22 protein-coding genes are annotated in these 26,468 nt (G+C 51.5%); 3 read left to right on the top strand and 19 right to left on the bottom strand.

What is annotated here, in order from left to right:
- Positions 1–89: 89 nt before the first annotated feature.
- On the bottom strand, positions 90–2,192 hold the full coding sequence (gene ftsH, locus NE473_RS10930; RefSeq protein ID WP_055649689.1) for an ATP-dependent zinc metalloprotease FtsH: 2,103 nt from the start codon (positions 2,190–2,192) through the stop codon (positions 90–92).
- Positions 2,193–2,445: 253 nt separating this feature from the next.
- Here ftsH and pyrG point away from each other — a divergent pair, with 253 nt between their 5' ends.
- A complete protein-coding gene (gene pyrG, locus NE473_RS10925) occupies positions 2,446–4,128 on the top strand; it encodes a CTP synthase (RefSeq protein WP_055649688.1) in 1,683 nt (560 codons plus the stop codon).
- Between the two features lie 361 nt (positions 4,129–4,489).
- Here the strand turns inward: pyrG and NE473_RS10920 are convergent, their stop codons facing one another.
- From NE473_RS10920 to NE473_RS10845, 16 genes are all read right to left on the bottom strand, one after another.
- Positions 4,490–5,542 carry a C40 family peptidase gene (locus tag NE473_RS10920; RefSeq protein ID WP_006774677.1) on the bottom strand — a complete coding sequence of 351 codons (1,053 nt, stop codon included), beginning with the start codon at positions 5,540–5,542 and terminating at the stop codon, positions 4,490–4,492.
- Positions 5,543–5,588: 46 nt separating this feature from the next.
- On the bottom strand, positions 5,589–6,545 hold the full coding sequence (locus NE473_RS10915; RefSeq protein WP_172682243.1) for a bifunctional riboflavin kinase/FAD synthetase: 957 nt from the start codon (positions 6,543–6,545) through the stop codon (positions 5,589–5,591).
- Positions 6,545–7,450 carry a tRNA pseudouridine(55) synthase TruB gene (gene truB / locus NE473_RS10910; protein WP_055649686.1) on the bottom strand — a complete coding sequence of 302 codons (906 nt, stop codon included), beginning with the start codon at positions 7,448–7,450 and terminating at the stop codon, positions 6,545–6,547. The genes NE473_RS10915 and truB overlap by 1 nt, the downstream gene beginning before the upstream one ends.
- Before the next feature lie 2 nt (positions 7,451–7,452).
- The gene (locus tag NE473_RS10905; protein ID WP_006774674.1) at positions 7,453–8,412 is read right to left on the bottom strand and encodes a DHH family phosphoesterase; all 960 of its coding nucleotides are present in this window, start codon (positions 8,410–8,412) and stop codon (positions 7,453–7,455) included.
- Between the two features lie 11 nt (positions 8,413–8,423).
- The gene (gene rbfA, locus NE473_RS10900; protein ID WP_006774673.1) at positions 8,424–8,786 is read right to left on the bottom strand and encodes a 30S ribosome-binding factor RbfA; all 363 of its coding nucleotides are present in this window, start codon (positions 8,784–8,786) and stop codon (positions 8,424–8,426) included.
- A gap of 61 nt (positions 8,787–8,847) precedes the next feature.
- Positions 8,848–12,186, bottom strand: a complete 3,339-nt coding sequence (gene infB / locus NE473_RS10895) for a translation initiation factor IF-2 (RefSeq protein WP_256265231.1) — start codon at positions 12,184–12,186, stop codon at positions 8,848–8,850.
- Positions 12,173–12,508 carry a L7Ae/L30e/S12e/Gadd45 family ribosomal protein gene (locus NE473_RS10890; RefSeq protein ID WP_022033158.1) on the bottom strand — a complete coding sequence of 112 codons (336 nt, stop codon included), beginning with the start codon at positions 12,506–12,508 and terminating at the stop codon, positions 12,173–12,175. Before NE473_RS10890 ends, infB begins: the two co-directional genes overlap by 14 nt.
- Positions 12,501–12,770 carry an RNase P modulator RnpM gene (gene rnpM / locus NE473_RS10885; protein ID WP_022033157.1) on the bottom strand — a complete coding sequence of 90 codons (270 nt, stop codon included), beginning with the start codon at positions 12,768–12,770 and terminating at the stop codon, positions 12,501–12,503. Before rnpM ends, NE473_RS10890 begins: the two co-directional genes overlap by 8 nt.
- A 19-nt stretch (positions 12,771–12,789) precedes the next feature.
- Positions 12,790–13,995 carry a transcription termination factor NusA gene (nusA, locus tag NE473_RS10880; protein ID WP_006776849.1) on the bottom strand — a complete coding sequence of 402 codons (1,206 nt, stop codon included), beginning with the start codon at positions 13,993–13,995 and terminating at the stop codon, positions 12,790–12,792.
- A 34-nt stretch (positions 13,996–14,029) separates the two neighbouring features.
- Complete coding sequence (gene rimP / locus NE473_RS10875; RefSeq protein ID WP_039893434.1) at positions 14,030–14,497, bottom strand: ribosome maturation factor RimP; 468 nt, start codon at positions 14,495–14,497, stop codon at positions 14,030–14,032.
- Positions 14,498–14,697: 200 nt separating this feature from the next.
- Positions 14,698–15,876, bottom strand: a complete 1,179-nt coding sequence (locus NE473_RS10870) for an ABC transporter permease (RefSeq protein WP_055649684.1) — start codon at positions 15,874–15,876, stop codon at positions 14,698–14,700.
- Positions 15,860–16,564: an ABC transporter ATP-binding protein gene (locus tag NE473_RS10865; RefSeq protein WP_006776846.1), complete on the bottom strand. Its 705-nt coding sequence runs from the start codon at positions 16,562–16,564 to the stop codon at positions 15,860–15,862. The genes NE473_RS10870 and NE473_RS10865 overlap by 17 nt, the downstream gene beginning before the upstream one ends.
- A gap of 19 nt (positions 16,565–16,583) precedes the next feature.
- Positions 16,584–18,212 (bottom strand): RND family efflux transporter, encoded by a 1,629-nt coding sequence (locus tag NE473_RS10860; RefSeq protein ID WP_055649683.1) that lies wholly within the window; start codon positions 18,210–18,212, stop codon positions 16,584–16,586.
- A 13-nt stretch (positions 18,213–18,225) separates the two neighbouring features.
- The gene (locus tag NE473_RS10855; RefSeq protein ID WP_055649682.1) at positions 18,226–19,314 is read right to left on the bottom strand and encodes an S-layer homology domain-containing protein; all 1,089 of its coding nucleotides are present in this window, start codon (positions 19,312–19,314) and stop codon (positions 18,226–18,228) included.
- 159 nt (positions 19,315–19,473) lie between these two features.
- Complete coding sequence (locus NE473_RS10850) at positions 19,474–20,826, bottom strand: sensor histidine kinase (protein ID WP_055649681.1); 1,353 nt, start codon at positions 20,824–20,826, stop codon at positions 19,474–19,476.
- Entirely contained in the window at positions 20,819–21,505 is a 687-nt protein-coding gene (locus NE473_RS10845) for a response regulator transcription factor (RefSeq protein WP_055649720.1), read from the bottom strand. Before NE473_RS10845 ends, NE473_RS10850 begins: the two co-directional genes overlap by 8 nt.
- Positions 21,506–21,698: 193 nt before the next feature.
- Between NE473_RS10845 and NE473_RS10840 the strand changes: the two genes are divergently transcribed.
- Positions 21,699–22,466 (top strand): ABC transporter ATP-binding protein, encoded by a 768-nt coding sequence (locus tag NE473_RS10840; protein WP_006776501.1) that lies wholly within the window; start codon positions 21,699–21,701, stop codon positions 22,464–22,466.
- Positions 22,459–23,253: an ABC transporter permease gene (locus tag NE473_RS10835; protein ID WP_022033149.1), complete on the top strand. Its 795-nt coding sequence runs from the start codon at positions 22,459–22,461 to the stop codon at positions 23,251–23,253. The genes NE473_RS10840 and NE473_RS10835 overlap by 8 nt, the downstream gene beginning before the upstream one ends.
- Before the next feature lie 101 nt (positions 23,254–23,354).
- Here the strand turns inward: NE473_RS10835 and NE473_RS10830 are convergent, their stop codons facing one another.
- Both NE473_RS10830 and NE473_RS10825 read right to left on the bottom strand, forming a co-directional pair.
- Positions 23,355–24,374, bottom strand: coding sequence for a hydroxyacid dehydrogenase (locus tag NE473_RS10830; RefSeq protein ID WP_055649680.1), 1,020 nt, complete (start codon positions 24,372–24,374; stop codon positions 23,355–23,357).
- Positions 24,371–26,458 carry a TIM-barrel domain-containing protein gene (locus NE473_RS10825; RefSeq protein ID WP_055649719.1) on the bottom strand — a complete coding sequence of 696 codons (2,088 nt, stop codon included), beginning with the start codon at positions 26,456–26,458 and terminating at the stop codon, positions 24,371–24,373. The genes NE473_RS10830 and NE473_RS10825 overlap by 4 nt, the downstream gene beginning before the upstream one ends.
- Positions 26,459–26,468 lie beyond the last annotated feature (10 nt).

The following is a 26,468-nucleotide window of genomic DNA, read 5'->3' as shown; positions in this document are numbered from 1 at the left end:
GAGCAAACGGCTGGCCATTTACTGGATAGCCATCCGTTTGCTCTCTCTTAATCCGTAAACCGCATCTCTGACGGTTTACCAGTCTTTCCTTATCTCTTCACTTCACCAAAATCCGGATTCCCGAACATATCTCCAAATCCGTCTCCTGCGTCTTTCGTTTCTTCCGAAACGGCAGATACCTCACCGGCCGCCGGATTCTCCAGGGTACCGGAATTCCCCGTACCGCCGTCATTCCCCGGGCTTCCTGCGTCTCCGCCGTTCTTATCTCCGAACGTATCCTTATGGCTTACCACGTCATCCATCTTATCGGCGTCGGATTTCTCCTTCTCCTCCGGCTCCGGAATCCCCTTCATCTCTCTGAAAATCTTCATGAATTCTTTGCCGGTGATGGTTTCCTTCTCGATCAGGAACTCGGCGATCTTATCCATCACATCACGGTTCTCTGACAGCAGGGACTTGGCTTCCTCATAAGCTTCCTTTAACATCTTCATGACTTCGGCATCGACCTCGGCAGCCGTGGCGTCGCCGCAGTTCATAACAGTACGGCCGGTTAAATACTGATCCTCCTGAGTGGCTAAGCCCATCAGGCCGAACTTATCGGACATACCGTACTGAGTAATCATGGCGCGGGCCACTCTGGTGGCCTGTTCAATATCGTTGGCAGCGCCTGTGGTCACAGTATCAAATACCAGCTCCTCCGCCGCACGGCCGGCCAGGGCTCCAACCAGCATGGCGTGAAGCTCTTTTTTCGTATTTAAATATTTCTCTTCTTCCGGCACATGCATTACATAGCCGAGAGCACCCATGGTTCTCGGAACGATGGTGATCTTCTGAACCGGCTCCGCATCCTTTTGAAGGGCGCTTACAAGAGCATGGCCAACCTCGTGGTAAGACACGATGCGGCGCTCTTCCTTATTCATGATTCTGTCTTTCTTCTCTTTCCCCACAAGCACGACTTCGACCGCTTCAAACAAGTCTTTCTGGGCAACGGCCTGCCTGCCGCTCTTAACCGCCAGAATCGCCGCCTCATTGATCATGTTGGCAAGGTCAGAACCAACCGCGCCTGAAGTGGCCAGCGCAATCGCGTCGAGATCGACGCTCTCATCCATCAGTACATCTCTGGAATGAACCTTTAAGATATCCACACGGCCTTTTAAATCCGGCTTATCCACGATAATACGGCGGTCAAAACGGCCTGGACGCAGCAGCGCCGGGTCTAAGATCTCCGGGCGGTTTGTCGCGGCCAGAACCAGAAGTCCCTTGGAGGAATCAAATCCATCCATCTCGGACAGCAGCTGGTTTAATGTCTGTTCCCGCTCATCGTTGCCGCCTCCGAATCTGGAATCACGGCTCTTACCGATGGCATCCACCTCGTCAATGAAAATGATACACGGCGCGGATTCCTGTGCCTGTTTAAATAAGTCACGCACACGGGAGGCGCCGACACCGACGAACATCTCAACGAAATCGGAGCCGGATAACGAATAGAACGGAACCTTGGCCTCACCGGCCACTGCCTTGGCCAGCAGCGTCTTACCTGTACCGGGAGGGCCCACAAGCAGGGCTCCCTTCGGCAGCTTGGCGCCGATCTTCGTATATTTGCCGGGATTATGGAGGAAGTCGACGATCTCCGTCAGCGACTCCTTTGCCTCGTCTTCACCGGCTACATCGCGGAACGTAACTCCGGTCTCTTTCTGCACGTATACCTTGGCGTTGCTCTTTCCCACGCCCATGATACCGCCGCCTCCGCCGACACGGCGCATCATAAAGTTAAGTAAAATTCCCATCAGGCCAAACAGCAGCAGATAGCTGACAATGGTCTGGATAATAAAGTTTCCGTCTTTCCGGATCCTGTGCGTATCAACGCCGGCTGCCCGGAGTCTCTCCGCCAGAGTCAGGTCATTATCCATTCGCACGGTATAATATGTCTTCCCGGGCATGTAGCCTTCCCAGGTCTTCTTCGGCTCAATTGTAATTCTGGAATCCTCCACGCTTACAGCCTCTACCTGCTTCTCATCCACCATGTTCATAAATGTATCATAGCTGAGCTCTTCCGTAGTTCTGGCGGAGAGTGCGTTGTGCAAATAGGACAGCCCTGCCACCGCAATTAAAAAAGTAATCACCCATGCAATAATCACCTGTGCGTTCTTTGGCATCTTACTGTTATTATTCTGATTGTTGTTGTTATCCATATGTGTAAATTCTCCAATCCGGATATTCTATACCCATTCTATATCATTATAGTGTCAGTCTCTCCATAAATCAAGAAAAGAATTATAAAATCCTTATAAAGAGATCTGCATTCCATGCCATTTTAAGACAAATTTTACACTTAATAATCGAAAGTTTTTTCATGAAACGGTGGATTTCTGAAATAATTAGTTGTATAATATCGTTTTTATTGAATGACACATCCCCAAAAACACTCAAGGAGGTACCATTTTTATGCCAGTGAAATACGTATTTGTCACCGGTGGCGTCGTGTCCGGTCTTGGCAAAGGCATCACCGCAGCATCCCTTGGCCGCCTGTTAAAAGCACGCGGCTATCACGTCACCATGCAGAAATTCGATCCCTACATCAACATCGACCCCGGCACGATGAATCCGGTCCAGCACGGTGAGGTGTTTGTCACGGAGGATGGCGTGGAAACGGACCTGGATTTAGGTCACTATGAACGGTTTATCGATGAAAATCTGACAAAAAATTCCAATGTCACCACCGGAAAGGTATACTGGACCGTTCTGACAAAGGAACGCCGCGGAGACTTCGGCGGAGGCACGGTTCAGGTGATCCCCCACATCACCGACGAAATCAAGAGCCGCTTTCACCGCAGCGGAGAACGGACTCTTCCGGATGGCGAACCGGCCTCATGGGGCGTGGGACAGAACGGCTCCGGCAAGGAGGGCTCCCAGGAATCGGATGACATGGAGATCGCCATCATCGAGGTCGGCGGCACCGTCGGTGACATCGAGAGCCAGCCGTTTTTGGAGGCAATCCGTCAGTTCCAGCACGATGTAGGCCGTGAAAACGCCATTTTGATCCACGTGACATTAGTCCCTTATTTAAAAGTATCCGAAGAATTAAAGACAAAACCCACCCAGGCCAGCGTCAAGGATTTGCAGGGTATGGGAATCCAGCCGGACATCATCGTCTGCCGTTCCGAGCTTCCCCTCGACGACGGAATCCGCAGCAAGATCGCCCAGTTCTGCAACGTTCCGAAAAATCACGTACTCCAGAATCTGGATGTAGAGGTGCTCTATGAGCTCCCATTAGTAATGGAACAGGAGCATCTGGCCGAGGTTGCCTGTGAAAGCCTTCGGATTCCATGTCCCGAACCAGATTTAACCGAATGGAGCTCCATGATTGAAAGCTGGAAACACCCGCAAAAGCAGGTAACGGTCGCTCTTGTCGGCAAGTACATCTCCTTGCATGACGCCTACATCTCCGTTGTGGAAGCGCTGAAGCACGGCGGGGTGGCAAACCATGCCAGCGTATCGATCCGCTGGGTTGACTCTGAGACGGTAAACGACAGGAACGCCGCCGAAATCTTCGACGGTGTCAACGGCATCCTCGTCCCCGGCGGCTTTGGAAGCAGAGGGATTGAAGGGAAAATCTCCGCAATCCGCTGGGCTCGCACCCATGGAATCCCGTTCCTCGGCCTGTGTCTCGGAATGCAGATGGCCATTGTGGAATTTGCCCGCGATGTCGTTGGTTACCGTGACGCCCACACCGCGGAACTGGATCCTGACACCAGCCACCCGGTCATCCATCTGATGCCGGACCAGAACGGCGTCGAGGATATCGGCGGAACCCTGCGTCTCGGTTCTTATCCCTGCATCCTGGACAAAACCTCCAAAGCCTATGAGCTGTACGGACAGGAAACGATTCACGAACGTCACCGCCACCGCTATGAGGTCAACAACGATTACCGCCAGGCCTTGACGGAACACGGTATGAAGCTGTCCGGCATCTCCCCGGACGGACGGATCGTCGAGATGGTTGAGATTCCGGATCATCCCTGGTTCGTCGCCACACAGGCCCACCCGGAATTTAAATCCAGGCCAAACCGCCCGCATCCGTTATTTTCAGGATTCATCGAAGCTGCTTTGAAAAATCAGGAAAAATAAATTTTTCAGTGATCCTGCCGCCCGCATAAAATACGAATATTGGTTATACTATCAATATGATTAATTATGGGGGCAGACGGAATCGTGACTACAGATCAAGCAGTGATTCTTTTAAGGGCATACGCCGCCTGTATGCTAAGTGAAAATTGCTCTGACTGTCCATATCAGGGAAAGTGTTCCGGCTGGACAGAGGAGCAGTTGCTCCAGGCATTGCATCATTTAAATACAGAATCCGCAGAAGAGTAAAAAATTCAAAATAACGGACAGGAAAAGCTGATACCCAGTTTTTCCTGTCCGTTTTCTGCCCGATTTATGGAAGCCTCCTCCAGCCATGGCCACGTCTCCTCTGCGTCCTCTCCTGCTACGGGATCACTCTCCGTATGGTCACCGGCTGCCTGTAATTCCAGGCTGATATCTTAATGCCGCTTCTCCGGTTGGCCGCATGGACGATTTTTCCGCCTCCGATGTACATGGCGACATGATCGATGGTGCTGCCGCTGGCATAAAACAGTAAATCACCCGGCTGCATGGCTTTGGAAGAGACTGCCATCCCCTCCGCCGACTGTTCCCTGGAGGTTCTGTCTAAATGAATGCCGGCGGCGTGTTCCATGACATACTGCACGAAACCGGAACAGTCAGCTCCCGTATTGGGGTTTGTCCCTCCCCACCGGTAAGGATTGCCGACGAATCGCACGGCGTAGTTCACCACCTGCCGGCGAAGGGAATTCTCTGTTTTTTCCGCCTCCGGTATGGTATAGGCCACCACCGCATTGCCCGGCACACAGGCGTAACCCTCCTGTTCCCCGTAGCGGATCTTAATCCAGCCGCCTCCCGCTCTGGAGAGGTAATCATACGTCTCTCCCTCGTGAATCCGTCCCAGAATCTCAGAATCCGTATCCGGAGCGCTCCGGACCCTCAGGGTATCCGTATTTACACGGAGCATGAGCTTCATATCGCAATAGGCCGATGCTCTGGCAGCCTGTCCCACGGCGAGATACTTACCCGAGACGTAACCGGTCACCTGGCCCGATCTTATCTTATACCAGCCATGTTCCATCCCCAGCACGCTGCATCCGGCATGGCTTTCCATCTTTCCAACAATCTCCGCGTCATTCTTTGGTTCTTTTCTGATGTTTAAGGAATCCTCCACCATGGCTACGCCAAGGTTCTTAAAAATATCACGAAAGGTTCCAAACACCACTTTTTCCTGCGTAAGAGCGGCAGGCGCCGCCTGACTTCCCTTTTCCTCCACAGACTTAAGATGCCTGTCCATGGCCGTCCCGAATCCCGCAACTGAGGTTCCGGACGTGTAGGAAGGTTCCGGCTTCGCCGCCTGTACATCTGCTGTCCCCAGGACCACGGCACTGCCGCAGGCCAGGCAAAAGCCCAGCATTTTCCATGCTTTGTCAGTCATTATGCACATTCCTTCGCAAGTTATTATTCTGTTTTGCTGTATCTGTTTATGATAAATGAGTAATCTGCTGATCCGACAGGTTCTTCAAATACGCCAGAGCGTAATCCCTGTCTCTTCCTATCTGCGCCTTCAGCTGCTCAAGTCCGTCGAATTTCTTCTCCGGGCGTATAAAGCTAAGCAGCTGTACCTCTATATTCTTCCCATAAATATCCTGGTCTATACCATACAGAAACGTCTCCGCTCCCACAGGGGATTCTCCGCTCACCGTCGGCTTCCTTCCGATGTTCGTCACTCCCCCGTAATAAGTACCCTCTACATAGACCTTTGACACGTATACGCCAAACGCCGGCAGATGCTTTTCAGGCGGCGGCAGAATATTGGCAGTCGGAAATCCCAGGACGCTTCCCCCGATATGATTTCCATGCACTACCATTCCGTGGATGGCATACGGCTCTCCGAGAAGCTCGTTCGCCTTCACGATATTTCCGGCATCCAGCTCTTCCCTCACATAGGTACTGCTGATATCCCGGTTGTCGTCCCGTTCCTTGCGGATGACGATCAGCTCATACCCGTACTTCGCCTTCCACGCCTCGAGACAGTCTGCATTGCCCGCCCCCTTATAGCCAAAAGAGCAGTCCGTTCCGACGACAATGACCCTGGCGTGCATACGCGAAACCAGGATGTCCCGCACAAAGTCCTCCGGCGCCATATGGGCCGTCTCCTCCGTAAACGGATACTCCACTAAATAGTCTATGCCGATTTTTTCCAGATTATTCCGTCTTTCTAAATTGGTGGTGATGACTGTCTGCTGTTTTCCCGCCACCAGGCTTCCCGGCGTCATGTCGAAGGTAAATACGGCCGTCTTGAGACCGCGCTCCGCCTTCACCTCCAGCATCTGCTTTAACAGCTTCTGATGCCCTCTGTGGCGTCCGTCAAACTTTCCGATGGTCACGACTGAGGGCTCCTGAATCTGAAAATCCGTTGTTTCGGTTATATATTCCATCATTTGTTTCCTCCCAGAAAAACCTTCTGAGGCTTCAGTACATGTTTCTCTCTGTCCATGGCATAGATCCCGATAAATCGCCCCTGACTGTCGTAGACCCTGACCGGGCTGCCCTGCACAGGGAAGTCCCCTACCGCCTGACTGCGGCGGAACGCATTGCCGTTATGGACCAGCCTGTCAAACTCTTCTTTCATCGTGAGAGCCGGATAATCCTGAAACACTGCGTCGACAGAAAGAATGTGATCCGCAAGTCCGCCGCTGTCTCTCTGCCTTTCAATCTCGGAAAGCGTCAGGCTGTCCTTCAATTCAAACTGTCCGACTCTCGTCCTTAAGAGAGATTCCATACAGCCGCCGCAGCCCAGCTTTCGTCCGATATCATAACAGAGTGTGCGGATATAGGTTCCCTTCGTGCAGGACACCGTCATGGTTACACGGGGCAGGGCGGTCTCCTCCACGCAGATATCCAGGATCTTCACCGGCCTCGCCTTCCGTTCCACTTCTTTCCCGGCGCGGGCCAGCTCATAGAGCTTCTTCCCGTCCACCTTCAACGCGGAGTACATGGGCGGTACCTGTTCGTAATCGCCCTGAAAGCTTAAGACTGCCGCTCTCACCTCTTCCTCCGTCACGCTTACCGGATACTCAGCGAGCGTCACCCCTGTCGTGTCCTGTGTATCGGTCTCAAGACCCAGCAGCAGCACGGCGCGGTACGTCTTCGTCCGGTCAGCCAGCATATCGCAGAGCTTTGTGCCGTTTCCAAGACAGACCGGGAGCACACCCTCCGCATTGGGGTCCAGCGTACCGGTATGTCCGATTTTTTTCTGTTTTAAAATACCTCTCATTTTCGCAACAACGTCATGAGAGGTATAGCCTTTTTCCTTGTATACATTGATGATACCGTCTGCCATCTTTAAGTATCTCCATTTATTTGTGCTGAAATCCGTGCGGATAAGTTGTTGACGACATCGTGAACACTTCCGGCCATCGTACAGCCCGCCGCCTTCACATGGCCGCCGCCGCCGAAATACACGGCGATCTTACTCACATCCAGATCGTTGGTGGAACGCAGACTCACCTTGTATTCACGGCAGGCCGTCTCGTACATGAAAATCGCGCACTCCACACCCTCCGTAATCCTCAGCTGATCGATAATTCCATCCATATCGGCGCTGGTCACGCCGTAGAACTCCATGTCCCTCTTGTGAATGACGCTGAAGATACAGCGGCCATCCAGGAACGTAATACTCTCCAAAAGCGCACGCCCCAGAATCTGATTCTGGATGTACGTTTTCCGGTAAAAGCTATTGTCGATGATATGGGGGAAATCGATTCCCTTCGCCATCATCTTTCCTGCTATTTCCATGGTCTTTGCAGAGGTACAGTCGTATTTAAACACACCGGTGTCATGGATGATACCTGTGTAAATACACTCCGCCACCGCCTTGCTTATCTTCTCTTCATCCAGCAGACCGAAGAGAACCTCGCAGGTGGAGCTGGCCCCTGCCTCCACGATATTCTGTCCCGCAAACCCTGTATTGGTCACATGATGGTCCACGCAGACACTCTTTTTGGCGCTGTTTAAGTACCGCACCGCCTCACCGAAGCGGAGCACATCGCTGCAGTCTAAGCAGAGGCAGAGATCAAACTCCGCCTCCACTGAAAAGTCACTGCAGATACGGCCGATATTCTTTAAATAACCGAATTTTATGGAGGGTTCCTCTAAAAAGACGGTCACTCGGACATCAGGATAATGTTCTTCCAGGTAATTGTACGCTGCCAGACAGGATCCGATACAGTCCCCGTCGGGGCGAATATGGCCCATGATGGCCATCGTCTCAACACCTTCAAGCATGGTATCAAAAAAGCTCATGGAAACACCTCCTACTCTTTGATATCTTTCGTTACCTCGTCAATCAGCTTCGACATATTTACCCCATATTCGATGGACTGGTCCAGAATAAATTTGATCTCCGGAGTATTCCGTAAATTTACTCTTCTGGCCAGCTCGCGGCGGATATAGCCCTCCGCGCTCTTTAATCCCTCGATGGTCGCCTTGCCGGCCTCCTCGTCGCCTAAAATACTGATATATGCCTTGCAGAATTTTAAGTCCGGAGTCACCGAGACGGCAACCACCGTCGTCATGGGGTGAATTCTGGGGTCCTTGATCTCCAGGCGGATAATCTCGCTCAGTTCTCTCTGAACCTCCATATTGATTCTTGTATTCTTTATACTGTTTTTACGCATGTTATTCCTTTCGTTTTGCCGCTCCGCCATCCGGCGGGATTCCCCGGCTTCCGCTTAAGACCTAGCGGGGAACCTCTACCATTGCGTATGCTTCAATCATGTCGTCTTCCTGGATGTCGTTAAACTTCTCAAATACAAGACCACACTCATAACCTGTCGCCACTTCCTTCACGTCATCCTTAAATCTCTTTAAGGAAGCCAGAGGTCCATCGTAAATCTGCGCTCCGGCACGTGTAATACGTACGCTGCAGCCCCTCTGGAACTTACCATCCATGACATAGGAACCTGCGATCGTACCAACGCCGGAAGCCTTGAAGGTCTGACGCACAATGGCGTGGCCGATCACCTGCTCTTCAAAGATCGGATCCAGCATGCCCTTCATGGCCGCTTCCACATCCTCAATTGCCTGATAGATTACCTTGTAAAGTCTCATATCCACTTTCTCGCGCTCCGCTATGGACTTCGCCGTCACATCCGGTCTTACGTTAAAGCCGATGATGATGGCGTTGGAAGCGGAAGCCAGAGATACGTCGGATTCGTTGATGGCGCCGACACCGCCGTGGATTACTTTTACCATAACCTCTTCATTGGACAGCTTCACAAGACTCTGCTTCACTGCTTCCACAGAACCCTGTACGTCAGCTTTGACGATGATCGGCAGTTCCTTAATGTTGCCGGCCTTGATCTGGCTGAATAAGTCATCCAGTGATAACTTAGCTTTTGTATCTTCCAGTAATTTATTCTTGCCTTCAGAGATAAATGTCTCTGCGAAGTTTCTCGCTTCCTTCTCGTTCACAGTACCTACCAGAACTTCGCCTGCGTTTGGAACATCGTTAAGTCCAAGAATTTCTACCGGTGTGGATGGACCGGCCTCTTTGACTCTGCGGCCCTTGTCATCCATCATGGCGCGGACTTTTCCGTAGCAGGAACCGGCAGCGACGGTATCTCCCACGTGGAGAACGCCCTTCTGTACCAGAACGGTGGCAACCGGGCCTTTTCCCTTGTCAAGCTCTGCCTCGATGATCAAACCTCTGGCATTTCTGTTCGGATTGGCTTTCAGTTCCTTCACCTCTGCGGTTAAAAGGATCATTTCCAGAAGCTCCGGAATTCCTTCCTTCGTATGCGCGGATACCGGTACGAATACCGTGCTGCCGCCCCAGTCCTCCGGAATCAGTTCATATTCGGATAATTCCTGTTTTACTCTGTCGATGTTGGCACTTGGCTTATCGATCTTATTGATTGCCACAATAATCTCTACGCCTGCCGCCTTCGCATGGTTGATCGCCTCTACGGTCTGCGGCATCACGCCGTCGTCCGCCGCAACTACCAGGATTGCGATATCAGTAGACTGTGCCCCCCTCATACGCATGGCCGTAAATGCCTCATGGCCCGGGGTGTCTAAGAAGGTGATCTTCTGTCCATTGATTTCCACCATGTAGGCACCGATATGCTGAGTGATGCCGCCGGCTTCTCTGGATGTCACATTGGTCTGACGAATCGCATCAAGAAGAGAGGTTTTACCATGGTCTACGTGACCCATTACGCAGACTACCGGAGGTCTGGCGACCATATCGGCCTCGTTCTCCTCTTCCTCTTTTAAGAGTTCTTCAATAACGTCTATCTTCACTTCTTTTTCGCAGAGAACTTCGTATTCCATGGCGATCTCTTCGGCCTGATCAAAATCAATCTCCTGATTCAGGGTTACGATCTTTCCCTGCAGGAACAGCTTCTTAACGATTGCTGAAGGCTGAAGCTTCATCTTCTCCGCTAATTCCTTGATTGTTAAAATCTCAGGAAGGACGATTGTCTTAACGACCTCTACCTTGGGTTCCTCGTGTACCGGCGGCTGGATCGGCGCTTTAAACTTGCCGCCCTTACCCAGCTGCTTCTTTGCATCGTCATCCTTGTCTCTCTTATCAAATCTGTCGTTTTTATATGCGTTTTTATTGCCTCTGTTGCTCGTTGGCTTTGCCTGAATCGGCGTGTCAAAGGATTTTGCTCCGCCGTCTCTTCCTGCTCCCGGACGTCCTCCCGGTCCCTGCGGTCTGCCTCCGCGATTATCGCGGTTTCCCTGATAACCGCCCTGGCCCTGCGGCCTTCCGTCGCGGTTTCCCTGATAGCCTCCCTGGCCCTGCGGTCTTCCGTCACGGTTTCCCTGGTAGCCTCCCTGGCCCTGCGGTCTTCCATCGCGGTTTCCCTGGTAGCCCTGGCCCTGCGGTCTTCCGTCGCGGTTTCCCTGATAGCCTCCCTGGCCCTGCGGTCTTCCGTCACGGTTTCCCTGATAGCCCTGGCCCTGCGGCCTTCCGTCGCGGTTTCCCTGGTAACCCTGGCCCTGCGGTCTTCCGTCACGGTTTCCCTGGTAACCCTGGCCCTGCGGTCTTCCGTCGCGGTTTCCCTGGTAACCCTGGCCCTGCGGTCTTCCGTCGCGGTTTCCCTGGTAGCCCTGGCCCTGCGGTCTTCCGTCGCGGTTTCCCTGGTAGCCCTGGCCCTGCGGTCTTCCGTCGCGGTTTCCCTGGTAACCCTGGCCCTGCGGTCTTCCGTCACGGTTTCCCTGATAGCCCTGGCCCTGCGGTCTTCCGTCGCGGTTTCCCTGGTAGCCCTGGCCCTGCGGTCTTCCGTCGCGGTTCCCCTGGTAACCCTGGCCCTGCGGTCTTCCGTCGCGGTTTCCCTGATAGCCCTGGCCCTGCGGTCTTCCGTCACGGTTTCCCTGGTAGCCCTGGCTCTGCGGTCTTGCAGATGAATCCTGGCCGGTACGTGCGTCTGTCTGCGGAGGCTGAGCCTGCGGTGACGGACTAGCAGAAGCCGGCGCCTGAGGAGTCTGGCCCTGGCCCGGTAAAACCGGTGTCGTCTGGCTCTGCGCTGCCTGTGTCTGCTGCGGTTTTACCGCGTTGTCTGCTGCCTCACGCGGCTGGACACTCTGACCGGATACGGTGGTGTTTCCCGCGGTTCTCTGCTCATTGATGCCGCTCTGATTCTGCGGTCTTCCGTCACGGTTTCCCTGACTCTGCGGTCTTCCGTCGCGGCTTCCCTGGCCCTGTGGCCTTCCGTCGCGGCTTCCCTGACCCTGCGGTCTTCCATCGCGGTTTCCCTGACCCTGTGGACGCTGCGGCTTCATCTGCGCGTTCTGGGGACGGAAAACTGCTGCTATTTTCTTCTTGTGCGGCTCTGCCGAACCTTCTGTTTTAGCTGAATCTTCACCTGCCGGTTTTGCCGGGGCCGGTGCGTTCTGCCTTCCCTCGCTGCTTTTTGCAGCGCCGCCCATCGCTTTTCTGACGATAGACGCCTGGTCATCCGTTATATTGGATGAACTTTTTAAATTTATATCGTGCTTTTCCAGGATATCCAGTATCTCTTTACTGCTGTCTTTTCCCAGTTCTTTTGCCAGATCATATACTCTCATACTTACTACCTCCATTTGTATTCAATAGTTTCACGACTGCTTTTGCGAACCCCGCGTCCATCATGACAAGGGAAGCTCTCATTTCCTTTCCCATCGCATGGCCGAGCTCGCTCTTTTTTCCGAAAAAGTAGATTGGAACTTTATAGTAAGTACACATATTGGTGAACATCTTTCTGGTATTGTCAGAAGCCTCCTCCGACACGATCACCAGAAATGCCTTTCCACTCTTCACGGATTTCTCCGTCATGAATTCTCCGCTTGCAGTCTTCCCGGCCTTTGTAGCCAGACCAATCAGATTAAGAACTTTCTGTCTGTCATCCAAGCTGTTCCATCTCCTTTTCCAACGTTTCGTATACTTCCTTTGGAATCGCCGTCTTAAAGGAGCGTTCCAGACCCTTGTTCTTAACTGCCTTCTTAAAACAGTCCATGGAGGGACATAAATATGCTCCGCGCCCGTTCTTTCGTCCGGTTGCGTCCAGTACAATCTCGTCCTCCGACGTCTTAAGCACACGAATCATCTCTTTTTTACTTTTCATCTCACCACAGCCGATACACTGTCTGAGCGGTATCTTCTTTGTACTCACGTTTCAATCACTTCCCGTTCTATTTTTCCTGGCTGTCAGCCTCTAAGCCGTCGTCCTGGTAATCCTCCTGGTAGTCGTCCTGGTAGTCCTCCTGGTACTCTGCCTCGCCGTCTTCCTGATAATCGCTTTCGTAATCGTCATAACCTCCGTCTTCCTGATAATCGAGACCCAGTTCTTCAAATAATCCCATCTCTCTGGCCTGTGTCTCACTCTTGATATCAATCTTATAACCTGTCAGCCTTGCCGCCAGCCTTGCATTCTGGCCTTCCTTGCCGATTGCCAGAGAAAGCTGGTAATCCGGTACGATAACCTGTGCTTCTCTGGATTCCTCGTCAGCCACTACGCAGATTACCTTTGCAGGGCTTAACGCATTTTCAATTAAGTATGCCGGATTGTCATCCCAGTTGATGATATCGATCTTCTCGCCGCGAAGCTCGTTCACAATGGAGTTCACCCTCGCGCCGTTGAGACCTACACATGCACCTACCGGATCCACATTCTGGTCGTTGGATTTCACGGCGATCTTCGTTCTGGACCCCGCTTCTCTGGCGATGGCCTTGATCTCTACCGTACCGTCCTTTACCTCTGCCACTTCCGATTCAAATAAACGCTTCACCAGATCCGGATGAGTTCTCGATACGGAAATTCTCGGTCCCTTCGGTGTATCCTTTACTTCCAGGACGTAAACCTTGATTCTCTCCGTGGCCTTGAACACCTCGCCCTTAACCATCTCTGTCTCATTTAAAATGGCATCGACTTTACCTAAGTTAATGCTGACATTCTTCCCTAAATATCTCTGTACAATACCGGTAACCACTTCCTTCTCCTGGCAGTACCAGTCATTATACAGGGCTTTTCTTCCCTCTTCCCGAATCTTCTGAAGGATTACATTTTTCGCATTCTGTGTGGCAATACGTCCAAACTTCTTGGAATCGATCGGACACTGTACAATATCTCCAATATCATATTTGGGATCCGTCATCTTGGCTTCCGCCAGGCTGATCTGAAGCAGCGGGTCTTCCACTTCCTCCACCACTTCCTTCTCTGCGTAAACGGAAAAATCGCAGGTCTCGTGGTTCATACTCACCTTGACGTTGTCTGCCTTGCCAAAATGATTCTTGCACGCTGTAAGAAGAGAATTCTCGATCGCCTCCAGTAGGGTATCTTTGCTGATATTATTCTCTTTTTCCAGAATATTCAGTGCTTCTAACAGTTCCTTATTCATTTTTTTATCCTCCTACTCTCATCCATCATACTGTTTAGAAATCAAATGCCAGCCGGATTAATGCGATCTCCGGGCGGTTCAACACAAGCTCGGTCCCGTCTTCCACCGTGACTGTCACGGTATCTTTATCATATGCTTTTAAAGTACCCGTATAATCCTTCTGTTTATTCATCGGTTTGTACAATTTAATATCCACATCTTTTCCAATGCTTCTGTCGAAGTCCTTATCTTTCTTAAGCGGCCTTCCCAGCCCCGGTGAACTCACTTCCAGAATATAGCTGTCCTCGATAAAATCCTTCTCGTCCAGCCAGTCTCCCAGTCTTCTGCTGACGACCTCACAGTCGTCGACCGTAATTCCGCCTTCCTTATCTATATAAGCACGCAGATACCAGTTTCCCGCTTCTTTTACATATTCCACATCAACCAGTTCAAAATGATATTCTTCCATCAATGGAAGCAGGTAGTCTTCCGTTTTCTTTTCGTAGGTCTCTCTTTTTGTCATGTTCTTCCCACCTTTCTGCACAAAATTGAAAGAGTGGACTCTCGCCCACTCTTTATCAGTCTTCTATCATGTTATCGCTACGATTATAGCACTGTTTTCCAGTCAATGCAAGGTATTTTTAACTTTTCCCCATAAAACCGTCGTATTTACGCCATTTCCGTCTCATATCCCCTTCACTGTGTGCAACTTTTCCTGGATTTCTACTCACTCCGAAGCGCATCAATGGGATTTAAGCTCGCCGCCCGTCTCGCCGGCATATATCCAAAAACCAGACCGATTGCCGCAGAAACGCCAAACGACACAAGAATTGCAGGCAGCGTGGCCGCAGCCTTCATCTGCATCAGGCTCCCCGCAGCCGGAGTGATCACACAGCCCAGTACGATGCCCACCAGTCCTCCGATCGAGCTGGTAACCGCCGCCTCAATGACAAACTGCTGGAGAATCACGGATTTTTTCGCCCCCAGGGACTTTCTGATCCCGATTTCCCGAGTCCTCTCCGTCACGGACACCAGCATGATGTTCATCACGCCGACGCCTGCCACCAGCAGAGAAATCCCGGCAATTCCTCCAAGGGCGGCCGACATCATGGACATAGTAGACTCCATGGACTTTAACATCTCGCTCATGGAACTGATATAGAAATAGTCCGGCGACTTATACCGGCCCTGGAGAAACACGGTCAGAAGGATTCTGGCCGCGGCAATCTCCTCCACCTTATCCACCGTTATGATATAATCGGAAACATCGGCGTTCTGATTCATTAAGAGTGCCGTGGTATACGGCAGCAGGGCGCGGTCATCCGGTCCTCCCTGCTTTAACTCATCTTTATCCCGGCGCTTAAGCACTCCAACCACCTTGACCACATTTCCGTCAAACCGCACGCTCTCCCCCACCGCCGCTTCCGCACTCCCAAACAGGCGCGTGGCGGTAAAGTATCCAAGCACACAGACTGACTGTCTGGATGCGATATCCGAATACTGGATATACCGACCTGCTTCCAGCTTTTTCGCATCAATGCCGTAAAACTGCTCACTGACGCCGGAAATTCTGGTTCTGGTCAGCTTATCGGTCTTATGCTTGATCGTCGCCTTCACAGAAACCTGCGGAGACATTTCCTTAAAGTATGCTCTGTTCTTATCGTAAAACGCATATAAATCCTGAGGGGAGACCGATCTGGTTGGAGTATTGGTCAGCTGCACCTGCAGCTGGTTGGTTCCCATATCTGAGAAGCTGGCTCTTATGTAGTTCATCTGCCCTTCCACCAGCCCCACCAGAATAATGACCGAAGCAACCCCGATGATGATTCCCAGCATGGTCAGGAAAGAACGCATCTTGTTGCTCATAATATTTTTGATTGCCATCTTAAATGACTGCCGCATAGTCGCTCACATCCCCGTCAAAATTAATCTTGCCATCATGGATCCGGATTACCCGCTTTGCCTCCAGGGCAATGGAGTTATCGTGGGTGATCATCACGATGGTGTTTCCTTCTTCGTTCAGCTGCTTTAAAAAATCCAGAACCTCCCGGCTCGTTCTGGAATCCAGGGCTCCTGTCGGCTCATCGGCCAGGATCAGGGAAGGGCTGCCTGCCAGAGCCCTGGCGATAGAGACACGCTGCTGCTGGCCTCCGGACAGCTGGCCCGGCAGATTTTTATACTTATCCGCCAGACCCACCCGTTTCAGTGACGCCATTGCGCGTTCCCTCCGTTCTTCCCCGTCAATTCCGGCGTAAATAAGCGGCAGCTCCACATTTTCCAGAAGCGTACTGCGCGTCAGCAGATTGTACTGCTGAAAGATGAATCCGATCAGCCGGTTGCGGATATCCGCCAGCTGGTTGTCTGTCATCTCCCCCACGTTCTCGCCTTCCAGATGGTACGTCCCGCTGGTAGGCACATCCAGCGCACCGATAATGTTCATCAGCGTGGATTTTCCGCTTCCCGACTTTCCCACAATGGCTGTCATCTCGCCCCTTTCAATCGAGAGGGATATGCCGTCGTTGGCCCGTACCTCCTCATCTCCCATTTCGTATATTTTATAGATGTTCTGCAAATCAATCAAAGAGCCCATAGCCGCTCCTCCTTTCCTGTTATAGGTCCATCGTCATTCCTTCTCCCATATTTTCGCTTCCCGCAGTACTTTCGGCACCCGGAACCAGATAGACCTCATCGCCTTCCGCCAGGCCTGATGTGACCTCCACCTGCTCATCGTTCATGATTCCTGTTTCCACCGTTACCTCTCTGAATCCGGCGGGTACCTCCCCCTGCGCCGCTTTCACCGAGGGATCCTTTACATACACTACATTTCCTCTCATCAGGCTGGCAGCCGGGATGACCAGCGCGTTCTTCGATTCCTCCAGAAGGATTTTCCCGTTGACGTTCATTCCCGGCAGAAGTCCCTTCGGATCTTTTACTGTCACAGAGACAGGATACGTGGTAATTCCGTTATTATTGGCGCTTTCCAGGCTTACATTTTCCACAATCCCCCGGAATGACGCATCACCGGCCGCTTCCGCCGTAATCTGTACTGTCTGCCCCGTTTTCACCTTCGATATGTCCAGCTCGTCTATTGACATGGAAAACGTGATGGATGAAAGGTCGTAGATCACCGCCATCACCCCGTCTCCGCTTCCTTTGCTCGTAATTTTGTCACCAGCCTTCATGTTTTTGCGGATGACGGTTCCTGATATCGGTGCTGTAATCGTGTAGTTATTCATACTGCTTTTCGTACTCTCGATCTTACTGTTGGCGGAGTCCATGGCATCCTTCGCACTGTCCAGCTTCTCCCGGAAGCTTCTCATCAGCTTATCTGCCGATTCCCGGTCGAACCGGAAAATGGGCGCTCCTTTTGCAGCGTAGTCACCTTCTGAGACAAGAAGCTGTTCTACGGTCACACTATCCGGTAAATCTGCACTTAATATCGTCTCGACTACCGGGCTGAAGGTTCCTTCCAGGCTGCTGCTGTAATCGCCAACCGACGCGGCCGCTGACTGTTCCGTGGTCAGACCACCCGGATTGGCCGCCTCTATGGTCACATAGCGCACAATCCGGCCTCCTGTCAGCGTCTCGTCCTTTGAACTGACCGCTGTCACGGTACCCGGTATCTGTTCTCCCGTGGATGAAAGGGTAACAAGGGCCGTACTTCCCGTTCCGATGGCTGCCGCTTCCGCAGAAAGGAAAGGAACCTTCAGCCGCATGATGGAATCATCCTCGATATCAGCGATCTTCGTTCCGCTGGACACCGTCTCGCCTGCTTTTATGTAGATCTTTTTGATATATCCGCTGTCACCGGAGCGGAAAATACCGTCGTTAAACCAGCCCTGGGCTCTGGAATAGTCCTTCTGGGCCTCTTCTAAGTTTCTCGCCGCCCGTTCCGCGGAATTCTGCGCAGCCTTCATCTCCTCTTCCATGCTGCTCACATCGATCCGGTAAAGCACCTGGCCCTTTTCCACCTGGTCCCCCACCTCGAAATCGGCACTGGTGATCTCGCCCTCTGCCAGAGAGGATACATGATAGGAATTCCTTGGCTTCAGCACTCCCGAGGAGGAGAGTCTGGAACTGATATCCTGCCGCGTCACCGGCGCAGTCATCACCGCTGTCCCCTTGCCCGTTCCTGCACTTCGCCCGCTGCTCCTTAAGGCCGCGGTTCCTGCGGCCGCCAAAAGCACAAATGCCGCTGCCGCGATGATTACCGTTTTCTTCTTTTTCCTGTTTTTCATGGCCGTTCTCCTGTCAGTCTTCTAAATAATCCAATACCGTATACGTTTCTGTTCCGTCCTCTTTCACGGTCTTTTCATAGACCAGCGTGACCGTGTCCCCGACTCTGACATTCCCGTACATGGAGAACGCAAACTGCATCTCCGAACTGGCAAGCTGATACTGATCTCCGCTTTCCTCCAGCGTTACGGCGCTGGGTGACATCACGTCCACGGAGGTATAATAGATGTTGGAAACCGTCCCCCGGACGATTCCGCGCCTGCTGTCCGATGAATCCTCCGTGTAAGCCCAGATACTCTTTGATCCGGGATGATAATAGAGCAGCACCGCACCGCCGCTCTCCACCGCGTCTTTCAGTGTCGAAACCGTGGAGGACTCCCCGTTGATAAACACATTGGCCTTATCCAGCTTAAACGGAATATAGCTGGATAAACTTCTCTTGCTTCGAACCAGCCTGGGACCCTTCAAACCGTTGTCCGCCATTTTCAGGGGATTGATCTCTCCGTCAGAGGTCAGCTCACAGCCAAACAGTTTGCCGTAGATATCACCGCCGTCTTTCTGCTTCGTCTTTAACAGATTATAAAACAGATTGATACAATCCCCTCTCGACAGGAGCTCCGCCGCTTCCCGGTTCACATTCCTGTCAAGCTTCAAAAAACGGTACTGGGATATCCTTCCTCCCGCCTGGCTGCCTGCAAAATCTTCATCCTTATATCCCAGCAGTGCCAGAATGCCTCTGACTGCCTCCTGGAGTGTGACGTTCTGGTCCGGTTTAAACACACCGCCCAGATAACCCGTCATATATCCCTTTTCCACTGCCGTTTTAATGTAGGATGCACAGGCGTGATCTCTTCCGACATCCGCGAAGACGGAACTGCTGCCTTCCGGCGGCACCGAACTGCCGTAGGGGGAGGCCAGCACCACCATCCTGGCATATTCTGCCCTGGTAACATTTTTTTCCGTGTTGGTCACGTTCATGATCCCGGCCATGCCGACTACTTTCTTTTTCAAATCCATATTAACGGCAGCCAGGGAGGTCGTCGGATATACCGCTGCAACCATGATGCAGGCCGCTGTCGAAGCTGCAAATAATCGTCTGTTCATCAATTAAAATCCCTCATTTCTCATCATAAATTCATCCGCATTATAACGTGTAAGGCGGCGTTTTTCCATAAATCCGGCCTCTTATTCAGTTTTCTTCAGAATTTAAAATACGCCGGCTGAAATGACTTTTCAGCCATTTCAGCCGGCGTTTCTCTTCCTTTAGCGCGCCGTTCCCGGCAGGAACAGCGTCGCGGTAAATCTGTCTTCATCTTCTGTCGTCTCAAAAGAGCCTTCGTGTTCCTCCATGATCTTCCTGCACGTCTTAAGACCGATTCCGGAGCTCTCCACCAGGGCCCCATCCGTCCTTTTCCGGTTGCGGATCGTTATCCGGGCTCCTTCCTTCGTCTGTACACAGGTAATTACAATAGGAAATTCTCTGGCGGCGTACTTCGCCAAGTTGGAAAAAAGGTTATCCACTACCCTGCGGAATAAATCCACGGAAACGTAGTAAATCCCTTTCATCTCCTCCATTTGAAAATCCACCGTAAATCCCAGGCCTTCCAGTGCAAAAGCGCTCTCTCCCACCGTCTGCTGGAACAGAGCTGCCCCATCCACCGGCTCCATGGCCGGTTTTTCCTCTCTACCGTACACAAGAAAATATTCAAACAGACGGTCTGACATCTCCTTGATCTGCATGGCCTTCTTCCTGCTGGTAGCGATAAAATGCTTCTGCTGGGCAGCATCCTCCGTCTCCCCCTCGTCCAGGAATTCCAGATATCCCAGCAAAGACGTGAGAGGGGAACGCAGGTCGTGAGACATGGCAGTTACCAGTTCCTGATTGGCCTGTCTGGCCTCTGCCTCCTTCTGTTCCCGCTCCAGGATAGAAATCCGCATCCGGTTGATCCCCTCTGCCAGTTCCCCCAGTTCATCGCTTCCCTTAACGGAAACAGCGTACTCCATCTGGCCGCCCTCCAAGATCTGAAGCTCTTTTTTTAAGAGTTCGATATAAGAAGTCTTTTTCTGTATTAAGTGCAGAAATACAGTAATAAAGAGCAAAAATCCACAGATCACAGAAATACGGTCTGCCCACTGGTAATAGCGGTATTCATAGAACGGCATCAAAAGTACTGACGCCGTTCCGTCTGCAAATGTAAATGTATACGTGCTGTCGTCTGACACCGGCATGACCTCAGTCTCAGCCGCTTCCTCTTCTGAAATAGTTACATTTTCCACATCATAGGGATATGAGGAATAGATTACACGCCCGGAGCGGTAAATGACCATTGCCACATATGCTTCCCTGTCGACCCACTCGTCCAATGGGCTCAAATCAGAGAGTGCGATGTCCTTATCCCTGATATACTGCCGCAGCAATTCTTCCGACCGCGTCAGCTGCCGCGCATAGGCTTCCTGGGTACTCTGTGTCCTGTCTATCCAGTCATAGGCAGCCGTATGAATTCCCATATAGAGACAAAATGCCGCCGCCATGGCGATTGCCACCGAGGCCATTAACTCTGCCCAAAGTCTGTTTCTCCATGATAATTTCTGTTTTCCGACAGGCAGCTTAATCAATTCGGTACCCCTTTCCCCACACATTCCGGATGCAGCGCGGATTCTGGGGATCAGCCTCCAGTTTTTTTCTCAGATTCCGGATATGGACCATCACGGTATTGTTCGATGAAAATAAAAACGGCTCATTCCAGACCGCCTCATAAATGTCCTGTGTAGTATACGTCTTCTTACGGTTCTCCGCCAAAAGAAGCAGGATCCGGTACTCAATATCAGTCAGAAGAACCCGTTCCCCATTCTTGATCACTTCCTCCGTATCTGCAAAGATTTCCAGGCCAGGAAGGCTGATTACCTCCCTCTCTGTCCCCTTCTTGCCTTTATATACACAGTAGCGGCGAAGCATGGCATTGACTCTGGCCTTTAACTCCACACTGGAAAATGGTTTCACCAGATAGTCGTCTCCACCCGCCGCAAATCCTTCTTCCTTGTCCCGATCCCTGGATTTGGCCGTCAAAAACAGAATGGGAGCCGATGATTTCTTTCTGATCTCCCCGCACGCCTCCACACCGGAACACCCCGGCATCATCACATCCAAGATGATCAAATCAATCGTGTGGTCTGCCTTTTCAACCGCCTCGATTCCATTGACGGCCTCCACCACCTCATAGCCGTCTCTCGCCAGTAATATTCTTACAACCTCTCTTATCTCGGGATCGTCGTCTGCAAATAGTATTTTCTTCATTCCGGCACCTCCGATGTCATTATAACCCGGACGTCTTTTATTTTCCATCACTCGGACGTATCCTTAAGCATTCTTAAGAAAGCAGTATATAATCAGGCTCCGATTCCAAACTTCCATCCCGTACTTGCAACTTCCCGGACTTTGTACATATCATAACACTATATCAGATAAATCTGTTATACAAGGAGGACCCATGAAGCCAAAACTGGAAGTTTGTGGGGTCAGCTACTCCTATCATTCCCTCGAGGGTGAGACTCTGGCCCTTTCCAATATATCATTTACGGTAGATAACGGGGAATTCATTGCCATCGTCGGACCTTCCGGCTGTGGAAAATCCACCCTGCTGTCCTTATTGTCCGGTCTGATCGAACCGGATGAAGGAGAGATTATCATAGACGGAGTCCCGCGTACACATTCCGGTGCGGGCATCGGATACATGCTGCAGCGGGACCATTTATTCGAGTGGCGCACCATCCTGGGCAACGCCGAATTAGGACTGGAAATTCAGAAAAAACTGAACGACGGTTCCAAAAAGAAATTACATGAGATGTTGAATACTTACGGACTTGAGGCATTTAAAAACTCCCGTCCGTCAGAGCTGTCCGGAGGTATGAGGCAGCGTGCGGCTCTCGTCCGTACACTGGCCCTGGAACCGGACCTTCTTTTATTAGACGAACCCTTTTCCGCTCTGGATTACCAGACAAGACTTGCAGTCTGCGATGATATCAGTTCTATCATAAAAAGTACCCATAAGACAGCGATTCTGATCACCCACGATCTATCGGAGGCCATCAGCGTCGCCGACAGGGTTATCATTCTGACAAGCAGGCCGGGAAGAATGAAGGGTATCGTCCCTGTTTCCTTCGGAGATGGCTATGTAAGGCCACTGGAACGCCGGAATACTCCGGAATTCTCCGCTTATTTTAATCAGGTATGGAAGGAGCTGCAGAACCATGATTGAGACACATCCAACTCTGGCACAACAGGAATTCATTGCCAAAGAAATGCTTCACCGCCGGAATGTCCGGATTCTGCGCATCATGCTGCTGGTGCTCTTTCTCGCTCTGTGGGAACTGTGCGCAAGACTGGGCATCATCAATGATTTCATCTTCAGTTCTCCCTCCAGAATGACCATATGCTTCATAAGCATGGTGAAGGACGGTACGATCTTTCTCCACACTGGTGTTACAGTTATGGAAACACTGGTAAGTTTTGCTCTCGTCGTCGTGGTCGGTCTTGCGACCGCGATCCTGTTATGGTCCAGCCGCAGCGTTTCCGAGGTTTTAGAGCCTTATCTCGTCATGCTCAACAGTCTTCCGAAATCGGCTTTGGCCCCGATCCTGATCGTATGGCTGGGCAACAACATAAAGACTATCATTGTGGCCGCTATCTCTGTGGCCGTCTTTGGCTGTATCATGACGCTTCACACCGGCTTCATGCAGACAGATCCGGATAAAATCAAACTCATCTATTCCCTCGGCGGAACGAAAAAAGATGTGCTCACTAAGGTCCTGCTGCCCGGCTCCGTACCGCTGATTATCAGCAATATGAAGGTAAACATCGGACTCTGCCTTGTTGGTGTTATTATTGGAGAGTTTTTGGCGGCGAATAAGGGACTTGGATATTTGATCATTTATGGAAGTCAGGTCTTTAAGATGGATTTAGTCGTCATGTCGATCGTTATTCTTTGTATTGTTTCAGCAATTTTATATCAGGGGATTACGATTCTGGAAAAGAAAATGAAATAAACAAAAGAAGCGCCATTATTCTATAAGATTGATGGCGCTTCTTTTGACTGTACTATCCGATGTAGAATCAAGCTCTGCCTGAATCCTTCTTCCAATAATCTCTACACAACTGTCGTCATCGTCCCCGCTCTCGCAAAGTCGATCTCGCAGTCCAGATTTTCCCCGTTCAGGAACCGTTCCATGTCATCAAGCACATAGCTGGTAACTGCGTACCTTCTGTCTGCCGTAGGCCCCGCTGCGTGAGGCATCAAAAGGACTCTCTCGCAATCCCGAAGCGGAGAATCCATGGGAAGCGGCTCTGTTTCATATACGTCAAGCGCCGCCCATACCGGTCTCTCTCTCAGCACAGAGACCAGCGCCTCCTCATCGATCAGCGCACCGCGCGCCGTATTGACCAGCAGCGCGCCGTCTTTCATGCTGTTTAACAGCTCTGCCCCTATGCTGTGCTTCATCCTCATTGTCAGACTGTTGTGGAGCGAGATGATATCACAGGTTCGGAAGATTTCTTCCGCTGACGCCGCCTCAATTCCCGCTTCCGCAAGTTCTTCCTCAGAAATATGACGGGATGAAATCAGGATCCTGCATCCGAAGGGCTTTAGAAACTTCACGAGATACTCCGCGATCATCCCATATCCCACCAGACCCACGCTGCGGCCCAAAAGTCCTCTCGTTCCGATGAGGGAAGGCCATTCACCGGCCGCCATGCGGGCCTCATACTCTCCAATTTTCCTCAGGGAACAGAGCATATAAGTGAGAACGCCTTCTGCCACACTCTCCGCGAAGACCCGGTTGCCGCTGCAGACCCGGATCCCCCTCTCAAATGCCGCGTCTCCCACCATGGGACGCACGGATCCGCCGATATGGGCGATCAGCTTCAGTTTGTCCGCATATTTCAATGTCTTCTCATAAAAAGGCGTATTTCCCCAGCCGCTGATACAGATATCGACTCCGCTCAGGTTTTCTGCCAGTTCTTCTTCGCTGAACTGCTCCGTATTCGTATTCCACTCCACACAGCCCAATTGCTCCAGACGTGCACTCAGCGCCTCCGAAAAAAAGCTGTCCCGCATCTCTCCGGCCGGTATAGAGACCAGGATTTTTATTGGTTTTAATTTGTCTATCACGGCGTCTCTCTCCTTTCTATCCGAAACCGGTACCGCAGGCTGTTCTCCCCACCTGCAATTTCTATCTTACCATCTCCGTCCCGCCGTATCACCACTTTTCTCATTCCCTCATTTTCATACCGAAAAGAAGTAAAGTCGTCTTCATACAGGGTATACTCCCCCTCTTTCCGTCCATAGGAACGAATCGTCATCTCAAACACCGTATCTTCTCTGACGCAGAGAACCGGTTCTGCCGTGGGAACTATGGCGCCATCTCTCACAAATACAGGAATCTCCTCCTCCTTTGCCTGTACGGTAAATCTCCGGCCGCCCTCATAGGGCTGACCATCAAAAAAGCCATACCACAGCCCGCCAGGCAGATATACCTCTCTCGAATCTCCATCTTCCAGAGTCAGCGGACACACCAGAAGGTCCTTTCCAAAGAAATACTGATCATCGATGTTATGTGCCTCATAATCCTCCGGGTCCTCAATCGCCATGGCCCGGACAGGCGGTATTCCAAGCTCGTGATATTCCGCAAAAGCGCTGTATAAGTACGGAAGCAGTGACATTCGCAGCTCGAACAGTTTCCGGCAGGCAGCCATGTAAAACCCCCGTTCTTCCATCGCCTCATTTTGCAGATTCTTCTCTATACAGACCTGTTCCCACGGCGGATTCGGGATTCTCCAGCAGTTTAATAACGCCTGGGGAGAAAATACGATCGTCTCGATTCTTCTTAACAGATCTTTTCCATTTGCACAGTCCCTCACCTCGGGCGCCCACAGCATCCCTGAAAAAGAGGCAGTAACCATTCCTCTGATAAATTCCCGGTGTCCGTATAAATCAGAATACAGGACAAACGGAAGCGGTGCCGCGAGCGCCCCGGAAGAGCGGACGGAAGACAGTGTCCGGATGCCTCTGTTCTTAAACGCCCGGAAAATCAGTTCCTGATACAGCACCCCTACCGCATTGTGCATCTGTTCCCCATCCATGCCGGAAGGAAATTTTGTGGAATCCGGGAAGGACCAGTTAGAGGGATTAAAATCCGAATTATCACATTCGTCCAGCTTAAATCCGGCTATTCCATTTCGGATAAACTGCTCTTCGTGCCAGCCTGCAAATATATTCTGTGCCTCTTCCGTCGCAAAATCCGGCACCAGACCGTTCCATACCTCATAATTCCCGCTGTAATCCAGCAGCTTCTCATAAAACGGCGCAGCCGGATAGACAAAAATATGTTCCCAGAGATTCACATGATATCCATCCCGGTTTAAGGTGTCCACCATTTCCTGATGATTGGGAAAGAGATATCCCCACTCATACGTGCAGGAATACGAGTGCGAGTGCCAGCCCGGTTCGATTCCAATTACATCCACCGGCATTTGATTCTCTCTGAAGCCCTTCGCCAGCTTCTTCACATGGTTCTCATCGCTGCCTCCGTACACCCGGTACCACATACCGAGCCCCCACATGGGCGGCAGACAGCCGCCTCCCGAAAACAGGTTGTACCGCATCACGGCTTCCTTCACGTTTCCTGCAAAGAAATACAGATCGATACCGCCCGCTGCCGGAATCTCAATGATGACCTTCCGTTCTTCCCTGGCCCGCTTAAACGCGTACAGCGCAGATTCACTGAATTCCTGATGCGGAATATTTACCTCCCGTTTCCCTGCAGATGCCCCTTTTTCCGTATTCGTCCCCATATAAAAGGTGGCGTACCGATATGTATCCACCAACAGCCCGTATCCTGCCGTCGAGACGTAAAACGGAGCCGGTGCATGGCTCTCTCCCGTATCCATCCTGGGATCAGAATTCACCTTAATGTACCGCTTTCTTCCTGCCGCATTGAGACTCAACAGCTGAAGCCCAAACCCATAGATGTCTTCATCCGTCTTCATGGGAAGCGTCACCGTAATCCCGCGCGCTGTCTGTTCAAACTGAATTTCTGTTTCTTCAAACGGCAGAGCTGCGGCACCGTCTTTCCTCCCATTTTCTAACCGTTTAAGCGCGCCGTCCGCCATCTTACTTTTCCTCATGGAAACGGGCGTAAATGGTTCCGGTTTCTGATACGTTATCTTATAAATGCCTTCCGCTATTTTTTCCATCTGCTTTTCC

This window comes from Hungatella sp. SL.1.14 (assembly GCF_024460495.1).
Classification (GTDB): Bacteria; Bacillota; Clostridia; order Lachnospirales; family Lachnospiraceae; genus Hungatella; species Hungatella hathewayi.
This window is presented reverse-complemented; position numbering and strand designations above follow the sequence as displayed.